Annotated in this window: 11 protein-coding genes; 1 reads left to right on the plus strand and 10 read right to left on the minus strand. The window is 63.4% G+C overall.

Annotated features, from left to right (window positions below):
• Positions 1-208 precede the first annotated feature (208 nt).
• Both menD and J2S45_RS09000 read right to left on the minus strand, forming a co-directional pair.
• A complete protein-coding gene (menD, locus tag J2S45_RS08995) occupies positions 209-1924 on the minus strand; it encodes a 2-succinyl-5-enolpyruvyl-6-hydroxy-3-cyclohexene-1-carboxylic-acid synthase (protein ID WP_307635174.1) in 1716 nt (571 codons plus the stop codon).
• Positions 1921-2898 (minus strand): o-succinylbenzoate synthase, encoded by a 978-nt coding sequence (locus J2S45_RS09000; RefSeq protein WP_296929777.1) that lies wholly within the window; start codon positions 2896-2898, stop codon positions 1921-1923. Before J2S45_RS09000 ends, menD begins: the two co-directional genes overlap by 4 nt.
• Before the next feature lie 33 nt (positions 2899-2931).
• On the opposite strand from J2S45_RS09000, the gene J2S45_RS09005 reads away from it, so the two are divergent.
• Positions 2932-3906, plus strand: coding sequence for a 1,4-dihydroxy-2-naphthoyl-CoA synthase (locus J2S45_RS09005; RefSeq protein WP_307635446.1), 975 nt, complete (start codon positions 2932-2934; stop codon positions 3904-3906).
• A gap of 25 nt (positions 3907-3931) precedes the next feature.
• On the opposite strand, the gene J2S45_RS09010 is transcribed toward J2S45_RS09005, so the two are convergent.
• The 8 genes from J2S45_RS09010 to J2S45_RS09045 all read right to left on the minus strand — a co-directional run bounded on the left by J2S45_RS09010 (position 3932) and on the right by J2S45_RS09045 (position 14264).
• Positions 3932-4570: a DUF4125 family protein gene (locus J2S45_RS09010; protein WP_307635175.1), complete on the minus strand. Its 639-nt coding sequence runs from the start codon at positions 4568-4570 to the stop codon at positions 3932-3934.
• Positions 4558-5439 carry a DUF4037 domain-containing protein gene (locus J2S45_RS09015; RefSeq protein WP_307635176.1) on the minus strand — a complete coding sequence of 294 codons (882 nt, stop codon included), beginning with the start codon at positions 5437-5439 and terminating at the stop codon, positions 4558-4560. Before J2S45_RS09015 ends, J2S45_RS09010 begins: the two co-directional genes overlap by 13 nt.
• The gene (locus J2S45_RS09020) at positions 5436-6335 is read right to left on the minus strand and encodes a tetratricopeptide repeat protein (RefSeq protein WP_296929766.1); all 900 of its coding nucleotides are present in this window, start codon (positions 6333-6335) and stop codon (positions 5436-5438) included. Before J2S45_RS09020 ends, J2S45_RS09015 begins: the two co-directional genes overlap by 4 nt.
• A gap of 14 nt (positions 6336-6349) precedes the next feature.
• Positions 6350-7309, minus strand: coding sequence for a glycyl-radical enzyme activating protein (locus tag J2S45_RS09025; RefSeq protein ID WP_270975555.1), 960 nt, complete (start codon positions 7307-7309; stop codon positions 6350-6352).
• A 9-nt stretch (positions 7310-7318) separates the two neighbouring features.
• A complete protein-coding gene (locus J2S45_RS09030; protein ID WP_296929762.1) occupies positions 7319-9001 on the minus strand; it encodes a PucR family transcriptional regulator in 1683 nt (560 codons plus the stop codon).
• 48 nt (positions 9002-9049) lie between these two features.
• Positions 9050-10354 carry an MFS transporter gene (locus tag J2S45_RS09035; protein ID WP_296929759.1) on the minus strand — a complete coding sequence of 435 codons (1305 nt, stop codon included), beginning with the start codon at positions 10352-10354 and terminating at the stop codon, positions 9050-9052.
• Between the two features lie 86 nt (positions 10355-10440).
• Positions 10441-13086, minus strand: a complete 2646-nt coding sequence (locus J2S45_RS09040) for a pyruvate formate lyase family protein (protein ID WP_296929756.1) — start codon at positions 13084-13086, stop codon at positions 10441-10443.
• A 302-nt stretch (positions 13087-13388) separates the two neighbouring features.
• On the minus strand, positions 13389-14264 hold the full coding sequence (locus tag J2S45_RS09045) for a CPBP family intramembrane glutamic endopeptidase (RefSeq protein ID WP_307635177.1): 876 nt from the start codon (positions 14262-14264) through the stop codon (positions 13389-13391).
• Positions 14265-14423: the final 159 nt, after the last annotated feature.

A 14423-nucleotide genomic window follows, 5' to 3' on the forward strand; every position in this document is an offset into this window, starting at 1 on the left:
TAGCCGCGCCGGCCACTGTAGATCCTCGGGAGATTGTGAACGTGGCATGGGGTGAAGACCTCCGGCAGGATATGGGCGTCAGGCTCATTTCCTTAACCGGAGGTCTTCACGACTCACCCTGATGCACCACTCACTCCTGGAGGCACAGCGATATTGCTGGTCGCGGGGTAGAGGCACCCGACGCCGAAGAGCACCGTCGCCTAGCTACCTACCGCGGCCAACACCCGCTACCTACCGCGGCCAACACCCGCGCGGCCAACCCCTGCCGGGCGGCGCGCTCGTCGGCCATGGGCACGCGGCCGACGTCGATATGCAAGATCCGCACGCGGAAGTCTTCGGCGAGGGCCGCCCGTAGCTCCCCCAGCGCCCGCACCCGCCGGTACTCGACACCCACCGCCCGCGCGAAGGCCTCCACGTCCAGCCGCTTTTCGGTGCGAAACACTCGGTCGTATGGGCCTTCGGGGCCGGCTCCGTACTCGAGGGTGGAAAACAGCGAGCCGCCGTGGTCGTCGATGACGACCACGTCAAGCCGCGGCCCCTCCTGCGAGGCGGTGGCAACGAGCGAGGTGGCATCGTGGATGAAGGCGAGGTCCCCCACGACGACGCGGGTGGGCTCGCCGGTGGCGAGCGCAGTGCCGATGGCTGTGGACATCGTCCCGTCGATGCCGGCCAGCCCCCGGTTGGCGTACATTGGCCCGGCGGGCGCGCGGCCGTAGAGGTTAACCTCGCGGATGATGGTGGAGGCGGCAAGGTGGGTGGGCACGGCCGACTCGGTCAGCGCTCGCGCGATCGCCGCAGTCGATAGCCCGACGGCCCCCGAGATGCCCTTGTCGCAGCCGGGCGGAGCGCCCCGGCCAGCGGCGCCTGCCGGCGCCCCCTCGACCAGCGCTTCCTCGATCGCCGCGTCGGCACGCCGAGAGGCGTCCTTCCATTCGGCCAGCCACTGGGCGGGGGAACCGGCGAGAAGCTCAGGCACGTCCTCCAGCTCCACGACCTGCGCGATCCCGGCCACATCCGTGTAGCCGGCCGCCTCGTCCACGACGTAAACCTCGCGGTCGGCGAGCAGGGCGGACACGTCGCGGGTGAGAGTCGGGTGGCCGAGCACCACCACGCGTTCGACGCGCTCCCCCAGACCAGTGCGCAGCAGTAGCGGGTGGGCGGCGACAGCGTTGGGATGGCCGCGTAGCTCGGAGGTCGGCTCGGCGAGGATCGGCACCCCGCCAAGGTCGGGAAGTTCCCGCACGTAGAGCGGGTTCGATCTAATTGACGGCCCGGCCACAACGACCGTCCGCACGCCCGCTCCGGTGTCGCCTGTGCCCGCGCCGCCGGCACCCGATCCCGGACCGCTCGGCGTGCGCGGCTCGCATTGCGCCGCCACATCCGTCCAGGGCGCGGCCGGCATGAGAGGCTCGCGGAAGGCCACGTTCACGAGCACCGGCCCGGCCTGACCGAGCGCGACCCGCGTCGCCCGCACCACCTGACCGCGCACGGATGGGGCGTCGGCGGCGATCTCGGCAACGAATCGCACGGAGCCCTCGAGTATTCCCCGATGGTCCGCGGTCTGGGAGGCTCGCACGCCGCGCTTCTCGTGCGGCCGGTCGGCGGCGAGCACGAGAAGCGGCACGCCCGCGTATCGCGCCTCCTCGACGGCCGGATGGAGGTTCGCAACGGCCGAACCCGACGTCGTGACCACGGCCGCCACCTGCCCGGCGAGTCCCGAGCCGAGTGCGACGAAGCCGGCCACCCGCTCGTCGGTCTCCACGTGAAGGTCGAGCACTCCGGCGGCCTCGGCGTCTGCCAGCGCGTAGGCGAGGGGCGCCGAGCGCGAGCCGGGGCACAGGACGAAGCGCCGCACCCCCTGGCGCACCAGCTCGGCCACGATCTCCCGCGCCATCCTCGTCGATGCCTCCAGCTGCACGTTCACGCAAGCCCTCCCATGAATTCGTACTCGCCGCTGACCGTACCCGCGGCCTCGGCCACCTTCCACATCTGCGCCAGCCGCCGCTCCCACGCGCGGGCCAGATCGGCCCCCACCGGCAGGCTGAGCGCGGGCTCCGGCACGACGTCGCGCACCCCGATCTGCCCGCCCACGGGCGTGAGCGGTTCGGCCACGATATCGCCGGTGAAGAGCCGGGAGGTGGCGAGCCCGCAGGCGTGGGGAAGCTCGGGCAGGGCGGCGGCGAAGGCGAGTCCGGCGCGCAGGCCCACCGAGCTCTCGAGGGCGGAGGAGACGACAACCGGCATGGCGAGCTGCTCGGCGAGCGCGAGTGCGGCGCGCACTCCCCCGAGTGGCTGGTTCTTAAGCACGGCGACGTCGGCGGCGTGGCGGCGGGCTACCTCGAGCGGGTCGGCGGCGCGGCGGATGGATTCGTCGGCGGCGATGGGCACGTCGACGCGGCGGCGCACCTTCGCCAGATCCTCCACGGTTTCGCAGGGCTGTTCGACGTATTCGAGGCCCCCACTTGCCCGATCCATCAGCCTGATCTGGTAAACCGCGCTCTCCACGTCCCAGGCGGCGTTCGCATCCACCCTGATCTTCGCCTCCGGCTGCGCTGCTCGCACGGCCTCAAGCCGGGCAAGGTCTTCCGCGAGCGCGCCGGGGTGGTCGGCGATCTTGACCTTGAAAGTCGCACAGTTCGAGGCGGCCGCGAGGTCGAAGGCGACCTGCGCGCCCACGGCCGGTATGGTCTCGTTCACCGGCACGGCCTCCCTTAGCGGGGCAGGCAACCCGGTAGCGGCCTCGACACCGGCGGCCAGCCAGCGAGCCGACTCCTCGGCGTCGTAGTCCCAAAACGGGCTCACCTCGCCCCAGTGTTGGCCCTTCACGAGTAGCCCGTCCCTCTCGGTCAGGCGCCGGAAGCGGTTTTTCAGAGCAAGGCGGTAGACGTAGAACTTCACCGTTCCACCATAAGGCACAATGGTGGCATGACTATCACTGCCCTGCCCAAGAAGGTTTCCGACATCTTTGATCCGCGCCGTTGGCGAGCCGTTGCCGGCTTCCCCGACGCCGACATCACCTACCACCGGGGCGTCGAGCGCGTGTACGACGACGGGCGCCCCCTCTCCGAGCGCGACCTTCCGGTGGTTCGTATCGCCTTTAACCGGCCTTCGGTGCGCAACGCGTTCCGCCCCGAGACTGTCGACCAGCTCTACCGTGCCATCGATCATGCCCGGCTGTCCGGCGAGATCGGCACGGTTATCCTCACGGGCAACGGCCCAAGCCCCAAGGACGGCGGCTGGGCGTTCTGCTCCGGCGGCGACCAGCGCATCCGCGGGCGGGACGGCTACAAATACGACGGCGGTGACGACGACGCCGAGGCAAACGCCGCCGCCCGCGCTGAGACCTCGCGTGCCGGGCGCCTGCACATTCTTGAGGTTCAACGCCTGATGCGCACCTCCGGGATGATCTTCATCGGCGCGATTAGCGGCTGGGCCACCGGCGGTGGGCATTCGCTCAACGTGTTGTGCGACCTCTCGCTTGCTTCTATCGAGCACGCGCGTTTCATGCAGGTGGATGCCAACGTCGGTTCGTTCGACGGAGGGTACGGTGCGGCGCTACTCGCCCGGCAGGTCGGTGACAAGCGTGCCCGCGAAATCTTCTTCTTGGCCCTCGAGTACTCCGCCCACGACGCCGAACGCTGGGGTGTTGTCAACGAGGCCGTGCCGCACGCGCAGCTGGAGGATAAGGCGCTCGAGTATGCACGCATCATGTCCACCAAGTCCCCGCAGGCCCTGCGCATGCTGAAGTTCGCCTTCAACCTCGCCGACGACGGTCTGGCCGGTCAGCAGGTCTTCGCCGGCGAGGCCACACGGCTTGCCTACATGACGGCTGAGGCCCAGGAGGGACGCGACGCCTTCCTGGAGAAGCGGGCCCCGGATTGGTCGAGCTTCCCGTTCTACGCCTAACGTCCACATGTGGGCTCTGGCGCAGTTACTGTGCGGCTTCGGCAGCGTCCAAGCTCTCCCAGCCGTATGCCCGTACGGTGGCCTCTAACTGTTCGCGCACGAGGTTACGTCCGTTGGAGACTGCCGCCTCGACGTCGCGCATGAGGCAATCGAGAGTCGCTTCCGAATAGGTCAAGAGTTCTCCAATCAGATAGGTGTTGGCGGTGGGCACCGCACCAACTTGAGCCTCCTCGTCACGGGTCCGCCCGCGCCCACGCACCTTGGGTAACTCCTCGGCTACGCGCTCGTCCCACATGCGATGCTGGGCGGATATCGCTTCGACAAGGACGAAGACGCGTTCGGGAATGGCCGGGAGCATTGACTCGATCTGGGCGTATTCCTCAGGATGCGTCACCGACATCATGCGGGCGTACTTTTCCGTCATCAGATTTCGTCCCCGCGCCGTGGCCATCGCAAGGTCCCTACGGTAGGAGATCAGCGATTCTTCGCTCCACGTAGAGAACTGGGCGCGGCGCATGATCTCAAACGTCTGGTCTTGGCTCTGGCACGCGGCGGGTCCGCCGGCGTTGGGTACTGTGGAAAACATGTCCCACTCGGCGCGGATGATTTCATCCACGAGCTCCTTGATTCGTCCAGTCGAATCGAGCTCTCCTATCGTTTCCATGGGTTTTCCTCTCGTAGTTCTGGATCGATGATCTGGCCGCGCAGCACCGGGGCGTGGTCGACAAGGAAGGTCGAAGATCCTGAGGTCAGCGACCTCGCCTGTAACTCGTGCAGGATTACCAGGCTCAGGTTTTCGATCTCTTCGGTGGCGTCGGCCGCCAGCGCGATACGCTCGAGTGCGTCCGCTCCCGTCTTCCCAAGCACGGGCAGATCGCGCGCGGCCCGATGCGCCCACTTGTAGAAGGGCATGTAGCGGGAATTGAGGATGAAGATGACCGAGAGCGCCGCGTTCATAAAGATGGACTTGGCTAGCTCAGCGGCGACGCGTTCCCCACGCGCCAGACACCTAGGATAGTTGTATTGGCCCGCCTGCCCCATGCGCAGAACGCTCCCCTCGAGGAGTTTGAGTTGCACGTCGAAAGGATAGAAGGCGGTCAGCTCCGCCCGACGCTGGCTAAACTTGCCCGGCGCATCGAAAAAGACGTCCCCATTCGTGGCGGCGGCGAGATTTCTCGGGGGGATGGCCAGCCATTGCCGCCAAGTGCGCGGCGTATGGTCGAGGCCTGTAAAGCGTCGGTAGAACGTGGGGATCTCCTCCACGATGACCTCGCCACGGTCGACAGCCGCTCGAATCCGCCAGGTCGCGCCCTCTCCGCCTACCCCGATCGGGATCCAGATCTTTACCCGTGTCGCGCAATCGTGATCGGCAGAGATCGGATCGTCGTAACCGAAGCAATCCGAGCCATCACCCACGAGCCCAGCCGCGAGGTAGGGGTATAGGTCTGGAACGCCAGACTCAAGCGCCGGTGCGACGTCGATCATCCATAATAGCCGCGAGCGCTCGAGCCCGGAGATGAAAGGCTCGCTCATCGCACCGCTCCCTGACCAGCGAGCCCCTCCAACTCGCTCTCGATCTGGCGAACTCGCTCGACTTTGCCCAGGTGCTGGCACACTGCCAGCAGGTTGCGCAGGACGGCGTGGTAGTTTTCGCTTCGCGGGCCGAACATCTCCCGTGCCCGGCTGGTAACCCACTCGAGGCGTGGGAGCGCGCCCGCGTAGTCGCCGCTGAGAGCCTGCATGGAGGCAAGGTTATGAAGCTGGCCGAGGTAAAGGTCAGAATTGCGCCCGACCGTACGCTCGTAGATGGCGGAGGCCTCCTCCATGTAGGCGCGGGCCTTGGCATAGTCGCCCAGCTTCGCCCACGCCGAGGCGAGGTTGTTCAGCGTCGTCGCCTCGGCGACGATCTGCCCGCCTTCTTCCTTCAGGCGGCGAAGGGCGTCCTCGTGAAGTTCGCGGGCTTCCTCGGCGCGCCCGCAGTCTTGGAAGACGAGCCCCCGGTTGTTGAGCGCGGAGATGGTCAGCACGTGATGGGGGCCGACAGTGGCCTCGTAAATGTCCGCGGCCCGGAGGTAGATCTCTTCGGCGTCCTCGTATTGACCGCACATGCGCAGGAGCCCGGCGTAGTTGTTGAGCGTGGTGGCGTAGTTGGGATCATGAGTGCCGAACACGGTCGCGCTGGTCTGGACTGCCTGGCGGTACAGTTCTTTGGCGCGGTCAATGTTTCCCAGGTTCCGGTGCAGGCCTGCGAGCCGATCGAGAGCCGCGGCGTATTCGGGTGTTTCGCTGGCAGCGCTGCATCCGCCACCGCTACACCGGTATCTCAGGAGCGAGACGAGTTCCTCCAGCGGGGCGACCATCTGCGGGTAGTGCCCCTCGGCTTCGAGTTCGTCTACGCGGCGACGCAAGGTTGTTTCCTGATCAAGCATGGCATTTCCTCTTACTAAAACGGTGTTTGTGAGCCGACGTAGCAGGCGAGCCCTGCCGCGCGGATATGATCGGCGATATCGTTCATGTGCTCGTCTGTCGGCGGGCACAGGTCGCGGGCGTCGTAGACCTCGTCAAGCTGCTCGTACTTCGACTCGCCCAAGCGGTGGAAGGGCAGGATGTTGATTTCTTTCGCCCCAATGGACTTAACAAATTCGACAGTGGCGTCGATGTTTCCCGGGTCATCGTTGAAGCCGACGACGACCGGGACACGGATGATCTGACGCAGCTCCCCCAGCGCTGCCAGCTCGGCGATGTGGGCGATGTTTTCAAGGATCTTGCGATTGGACTTGCCCGTGGCCCACTTGTGCTTGTCGGGGTCCATGTGTTTGAGGTCGTTAAAGGCCCAATCGACGTTCTCATAGATCTTTTTCAGGTGAGCCCAGTTGCCCATTGAGGAACTCTCCACCGCTGTGTGGATCCCCTGCTCGTGCAAACGGCGAAGGAAGTTGGCAACAAAGCGATACTGCATGGCGATCTCGCCGCCGCCCACCGTCACCCCGCCGCCATCACCCCAGTAACGGGCGTCCCGCTCTATGCGGCGCACGAGCTCGTCGAGGGTGTAGACCTGGCCGGCGACGCCGAGCGCGTCGTGGTAACAGCCGGTGACGCAGGGCATCTCCTCGCATGTGAGGCATTTGCTGCGGTCGATCGTGATGTACGAATCGGGGCCTTCGGCGCTGATGGCATCGTAGGGGCAGATCTTGCGGTCAATGCAGGCATGACACTTGTCGCACTTAGAGCGACGGTACATGATTTCCCGATGCATCTTCAGGCTCTCGGGGTTGCAGCACCAGTAGCACTGGAGCGGACATCCTTTGAAGAAGACGAGGGTGCGCGATCCTGGGCCGTCGTGAACGGAGAAGCCCTGGACGTCGAAGATGATGGCTTCGTTTTCGGGATCCAGCTTCATCATTGTTCCTCCCTAACGTGAGTCGGGCTCCCAAGAGCCCTGGGTGGTGAGTATGCGGTAGAGCCGCATCGCGAGCCAGATGGCGCCCCTGCCGTCCGCGCTGGCGAGGTCAACTCGTAGCAGATCGGAGATCTTTTCGATTCGGTAGCGCACGGTGTTGACGTGCAGGTGAAGAGACTTGGCGGCCCCGGCATAGGACGCGTTGCTGTCTAGGTAGGCGCTGAGCGTGTCGAGGAGTTCGCTGGCGTAGTCGGAGTCTTGATGCAGGAGCGGTCCGAGCACAAACTCGACGTAGGTGCGCGAATTGGCTGACGACGCGAGGGCGGTATCGAGGAAGACGTAGGAGGACAGATCCTTGTATTCCACGACCTTCTGCGGGATTCGGAACGTTTCGATACAGGTCACCGCATAGAAGGCATGTTGGGCCGATTCGTGGATTCCTTCGATCCCCACACTCGCATCACCGATCCCCGCCCGCGCCTCGGTGATGCGCAAGACTGAGCCGAGGCCGCGCACGATTCCCTGCACGATAGCCCGGTAGCGTTCGGGGGCGTGGCGCTCACCCGTGAAGACGATGCCGGCTCCTCGCTCCCACTCGCACACGATGAATTTCTCCGACGGATCGAGAACGCCGCGTAAATACTGGGCTGTGTAGCTCGCCGCTTTCTTGATCAGCCGCCGATCGCCGACGACGTCGGTGCCTGATTCGCGCCCGGTGCCGTCGATGGCGATAACGGCTGCCCGCATCTGCTCGGTGGTGGTCAGCCCGATAAGGCTGGCCAGGTGAGACGCCAACCGCAGGTCGATCTCAGGCTTGGCGATTTCGGCGAAAAATTCGCGCCGGGCGCTCATGGCCGAGTTTTCGACCATGACGTTTTGTGACATGTCAACCGTCACCACCTCGGCTAGGGAAGCGAAGAAATATATCTCGTCGGGTGTCAGTTCCTCGCCCATCATGGCCACGTAGCCGAGGTGTTCTCCTGCGTAGTCCACGCCGGCGACGACGAGCTGGCCGCCATCGATCTGCCCTCGCACAAGGTACTGGTTGTCAGAAACCGCGAGGGATGAGATCTGTTCCCCAGAGGCCAGGGTCCGTTCGATCGCTACGCGGGCCTCGTCCAGTGAGGGGCCGTCGTCATCTTCGATTGAAGCCCCGAGGACGTTCCGCTCGTGGTCGACGATGACCACCGGGTGGTGCAGGTAGGCCGCGATTCGTTCGGCGTCGTGGCTGAGGAGGTGCGGGCCGAAGAGATCGCGAACCATATCGGTAAACAGCTTCGTCCGCTTCTGCTCGCGTTCCTGACTGGCCTCGAGGATCATCCGGAAGACGACGGCGGTAATATCCGCCTGGATCGCCCCTTCGGGCAGCTCAATGATCGGGAATCCCGCCTCGTTTCCGAGGTCGATCACGCTTTGGGGCACGGTGTTGATGTAGCGTCCGGTCTTGAGCGCAAGACAGGCGGCGTTGGCGTCGATAAGGCTGACCACCCACGCCAATAGTGAGTCCTCGTTCAGGGTTCCATCAGGTTCGACGAACATGCGCCCGACGCCATGGACGAAATCGGCCCCGCTGAGCCAGCGGGAGATGTCGGGAATCTCGGCAACCGTCACGGCGGAAACCGGGCGGTCGAGGCTGTCGCCTCCGCCAAGAACCTTCGCTCCAGCCAATTCAGGCCGGCCAAGAATCTGCCTCACGCTCACATCACCGCACACCACTGCTATCAGCTCCCTTGCCGTCGCGTACTAGCGGCTCCCGCGCTCTCTCGGCTTGGCAAGTATGATGAAGAACGCCGCTAGCAGGCAAAACACTCCGAGGTAGCTAAAGACTACCGTGAAAGATCCTGTCTTCCCCAGCACATAGGAGGAGAGGAGAGGCCCCACGAGACCACCGACAAACCCGTATGCCGTGAAGATGTAGCCGAAGATCACGCCGAAGTACTTCAAGCCGAAAAGGTCGGTTCCCAGTGGCGCGGTGATGGCAAACAGCGTTCCGAATGCGAAGCCCACCAGCCCACACATCACGCACAGGGCGAGGGTGTTATGCGTGAACGGCAAAGCAAAGTAACCCACCGCTGCCGCCGCGAAGGTCAGCGCGCCCAGGCGGTTGCGCCCGATGACGTCGGACAGTGCCCCCGCCACAATTCGGGAGAAGCCGTTGGTGAGGTTAAAGGCTGTCAAGAGGGCGACGCCCGCCACCGCGTATCCACTCACCGAGAGGAATTCTCCATAACCGGTGGAGAGGGTGACCATCGAGATGCCTGCGGCACCCATGAAACACCAGGCGAGCCAGATGAACCAGAAGGAACGGGTACGAACGGCGACCTTCGGTTCGACGTCGGGCGCGGGAGCTAGCGCCGCCCCGGACGTTGTGCTCGCGCTCATCATCGCCGTGCGAGCCAGCTTTTGCGACTCGGTCAGCGCCGTACGATCTGGCATTTCCGTGATGGCCGCGGCGATCAGGTTCGTCACGACGATCGCGACAATGAGGGCCCATCCCATGCCAGCGTATCCCCAGGCGTCGAACATCACTTTGAAAAGCGGAGACATGACCGCTGCCGACAGGCCGAAGACAAGGTTGACGATGCCCGTCACCAAACCACGCCGGTTCGGATACCAATTCTGCACCGTCGCCAGGGAGGGTGAATATACGAAACATGAGGCGGTGCCGTTGAGGAAGGCAAACAGGTAGATGAACCAGATATTGGGCGCATAGATGACGATGAGCATGCACGCCACCAGCACACACGTGCCTACCAGGTAGGAGCGGCGGGTACCGAGTGCCATATGCCACTTGCCTGCAAAGAAGGTAAAAATGCCGAGCGAGAGAACGACGAATGTCATCACCCAGCCCAGTTGTCCCGGCGTCGCGTCGAACTTATCGGCCCAAATCGACTTCATCACGCCCGGGTAGCCGAAGATCAATGCCCCGGACCAGAATGTGGAAAGCGCGGAGCCGATCACCGCGCGGCGGGCGTAACGCTCATAGCCCGCATGGTCGGCGCGAACCGGCCGCGAGGGACTAGCTTGTGAGGTTGAAACGTTAGACATGACCAATCCTTATCTCGGTGCCGAAAAGCCGGGGCATGATTGGGGCGCAGTGCCGCAATCATGCCCCGGCCATTAGCAAGGTTCGATTAGACCTCTTCGTACTCGGTGCGGGCAATCAGCTCGTCCTGAATCGGCTTGGCCACCTCAACCCAGTACTGGGTGAACCCGGCCACGCGAACCAACAGGTTGCGGTACTGGTCCGGACGCTTCTGCGCATCCTTGAGCATGCGCGAATCAACCACGTTGAACTGGATGTGGTAACCGCCCTGATCCATGAAAGCCTTGATCATCTGCAGCATCTTCTTCGAACCCTGAGGGCCCTTGATAGATGCGGGGTGAACCTTCATGTTCAGCTGAGTGTTCTTAAAATCGGAGTGATCAATCGACACAGCCGAGTTCAAAACCGCGTACGGGCCGTTAAGGTCGGTACCCGGGTACGGCGACTGTCCGCCGTCGGCGAGCGTAACGCCAGCAAGGCGGCCATCCGGTGAGGCGATGTCCGCCTGGCCGAGCGGGCCGTGCGTCGACGTCGAGAGCATCGAGCCAACCCACTTGCGCCCGAAGACGTCGGTAGTGGACTCGGCGGCATCGCGGAAGGTGTGGGAGACCTGGACGTAGATGTCGTCGACGTAGCGGTCGTCGTTACCGAACTTCGGCGCCCTCGTGCACAGTGCGTGGATGCGCTCCCAATCGGGGTTGGAGTCCTTCTTCTCCTGCTCCATCATGGAGAAGTTGCCCGTGATGAGCGCGGACTCATAGCCGAAGTTGTTCAGCAGGGCGTCCTTGAGCTCCTCAAGGGTGAAGGCCTTGTCTTCGAACACGTTCTTCTTCAGGGAGGCAAGCGAGTTCGCCGCGTTGACCTGGCCGGTGATCCACGTGGTAAAGCAACGGTTGTAGCGGTTGCCCTCGTGATCGATGTCTGCACCCTTCTCCAAGCAGTCGCTTGTCAGGGCCGAGAACAGAATCGGCTGGTCGATTTCGAACGCCGACTTCGTCTTGAAGTTGTACAGCTCCTGGAAGATGCGGGTGACCTCGAAGAACTTCTCCTTAAAGTCATCCATCACCTCGTCGAAAGTCTCCAACGGAAGGTGCTTCTCGGGGAAGACCTGGATGCCGGTTCGCGGATCCTTGCCATCGAACAGGACAAGCTCGAGGATCTTGGGGACGTTGATAAAGTTGATGCCCGAGGATGAGTAGGCGCCGGCGCCGACCTTACCGTAGGCTATTGCGCCCGGCTGAATCTCCAAGCAGCCGCCAACCGACCACGAACGAGCGTCCTCCATCGTGATGTGCTCATCCTGGAAGTACTTCATGCAGTACTCGATACCCACGCGGTTGTTGACCCAAGCGGGCATTCCTGCACCAGTCTTGTTGCACTCGATTGCCTTGTTGAGGAAGGCTTGAGAAAGCTTGCCGTCGTAGAGAACGGTCAGCGTTGGGGAAACGGTTGGCATATTGATGCACGCCTGCAGGAAGAGGATCTCCAGCTCGTTGTCACCAGCCGTACCGTCGGGGTTCTGGCCACCGAGGCAGATGTTGTTGAACGTGTTGCCCGCCAGAATACCTGTGGTCGCGGTGGAGGTCGCGATCTCCAACTCGGTGTACTTCACGCGCATGCACTCGAGGACTTCGAGCGTGAATTCGCGGGTGAGGACGCCGTCGTCGATATCCTTCTTCCAGTAAGGATAGAGCACGGCGCCGAGACGACCCGGCGAGAAGCCCGAGCCCTGCATCTCGTTGTAGACCTCAAGCTGAGCGGTCCAGTGAAGCTGGACAGCCTCCATGAAGTTCCGCGGCGGATTGTCCACCACCCACTCGAGACGCTCGGCGATATCGAGGTATTCCTGCTTCTGGTCGGCGTCGGACTCGGCGTCAGCGAGACGGCGGGCCTCGGCAACATACTTGCGCATCCACGCCTGGACACCTTCGATGGTGGCGATCGTGCCGAGCCAGAAAGCGACCTTATCCACGTTCTCGCCGTCGTGGCAGTGCTCCTCAATCAGCTCGCGACAGCGCTTCTTCATTCCCTCGAAGCCGAGGGTGAAGACCACCGCATAGGAGTTGACGGAACGGCCGTGGCGGTTACCGTATTCCATGTCGGAACTCATGAGGACGGCGTCCTTGAACTTCACGAGCGTGTCATACTCGGGGTGCATCTTGCCCCACATCCAAGACGTTTCCTCAACCGAGGTGTTCTCCCAATAGCGACAGGCCTCGAGCATGCCTTCGTACTCTTCGCGAGGCAGGCCGTAGCGCTTGGAGATAGAGATCAGATCTTCGGTGTCTTCCGCGACGACGCCTCCGCCGGTTGCCAGGATGGTCACGTCCTCGAGGGCCTTGTTCGATGCACGCCCGGAGAGGCGCTGCGTGCGCTCTTCCTCCTGGAGGATCGCACTATTTGCGGTCCAGGGCACGAGCGAAGCGCCTCGCACGTAACGGTTACGGCTCATGACGATGAGTTCGCCGGGGCGAATGTTGGGCTCGAGAGCCGAGAAGGCGGCCTTGAACGCTAGGCCTCGGCGCAGTAGCGGATGGTTGCCTTTGGCTTCCTCCCACGCCTTGGTGTAGGCGATGGGGAATGTGCAGTCAAGCATGAGCTTGGCGTCGTAATACTGCGAAATGAGCTTCTCCGCGCGAGGACTGGCCTTTCCTCGTACTTCGCGGTCTTGGACTTCTTTCGGACGCTCACCGTAGGTGAAGGTGAGGTCGGAAGGCTGGATGCTGGTAGTCACGTCGTTCCTCCTTGAACTTGCAAGCTTTCCTCTCAAGTGGATCGCCGGTGCCCCTTGAGTCAGCTCCAGTCTATGAACGGCACCACACTCAAGACCCTGTGCTTTCCCACAAAAAAGGTCCGCCCCTTCTTGGAGCTAATGCACAACAGCGGGACTTTTGGCATGACGCCCTCACCCGCTTTCGCCCCCAGATTCCGGCATAACCCCGACAGTTCACTTGGACATCTCGACGGCCGATCGCTGGGCCTGGCAGAGCTCATATTCAGGAGTTGTGTCGGGCTTCGGGTTGTACGCGTGAGCCACTAGCGCCGTGGCTCACGCCGGCGCGACGTTTGCCAACCGCAGGCGCGTAGGATCGCCATGACGAGCAGTCCAACCGTTGCCAGCGGAAGCAGGTAGGTGACGAGGGGGTAGGCGATCTCCCTTGCGAGGGACTGGCCGATCGCCCCGTTCGCCTGCGCCGCGAAGTTCCACAGCATATGCCCGACCACCAGCGGACTCACCATCGCCGTCGTGCGGAAGAAGGCCACCGCGAAAACTGACAGTGGCAGGAAGGCGAGCAGGATGGCCAGCGACCCGTGGTGCAGGTGGATGACGCCGCGTACCAACGCCGACACGGCAAGGATGAAACCCCAGCCGCGCCCGTAACGGCGCGAGAGCAGTGCAATGATGCCGACGTTCGCGATCTCCTCCGCGCCGCCCACGATGATTGGGCTAAGGAAAGCGAGCGTGGGGTTATAGCCTGCATAGTTCCCAACGCTCGAGCCCTCGCCCGTTTGCTCGCCATTGATCAGCGCGTCGATCCCCAGGCGTTGGAAGAGCGGGGCAAGGTCCCGCTCCAAGATACTGTAGGCGGCCAGCAGGGTGAAGGCCGCGAGCGCGCCGACCAGCCACAAGTAGGCACGACGACGCGCGGGTGCCTGATTCGCCCTGCTCTCGAATCCCCAGCCCTCCCGGCGCATCGCGAGGTAGACTGCCGCTCCGACGAGGAACCAGAGGACGTGAGCAACGATCGCGACCGGCGTGCCGGTCACCAGAGCGTTTGATATGAGCCACGGCGTCTCATTGCCGGCCCGCGGCGAGACGTAATAGACGACATTGTCAACGGCGAGTGCCAACGTGGGAAGAAGCACGACCACCGCGGCAGCCAGCACACTTCGGGAGCTATCTGATGCCATTATTTCAAAGCTTTCAAAGCCAAAAGACTGGCCAATCCGGACGTGGGCTGTTAACAACGCTGGGAATTGCAACTGCCTGGCCAGCGGAAGACAATCCGCTCATTCTAACTAAGCTCACGGATTCGCTCATTCGCAAACGTGCACACCCATGTGGTGCCC

The organism is Trueperella abortisuis (assembly GCF_030811095.1).
Lineage (GTDB): Bacteria > Actinomycetota > Actinomycetes > Actinomycetales > Actinomycetaceae > Trueperella > Trueperella abortisuis.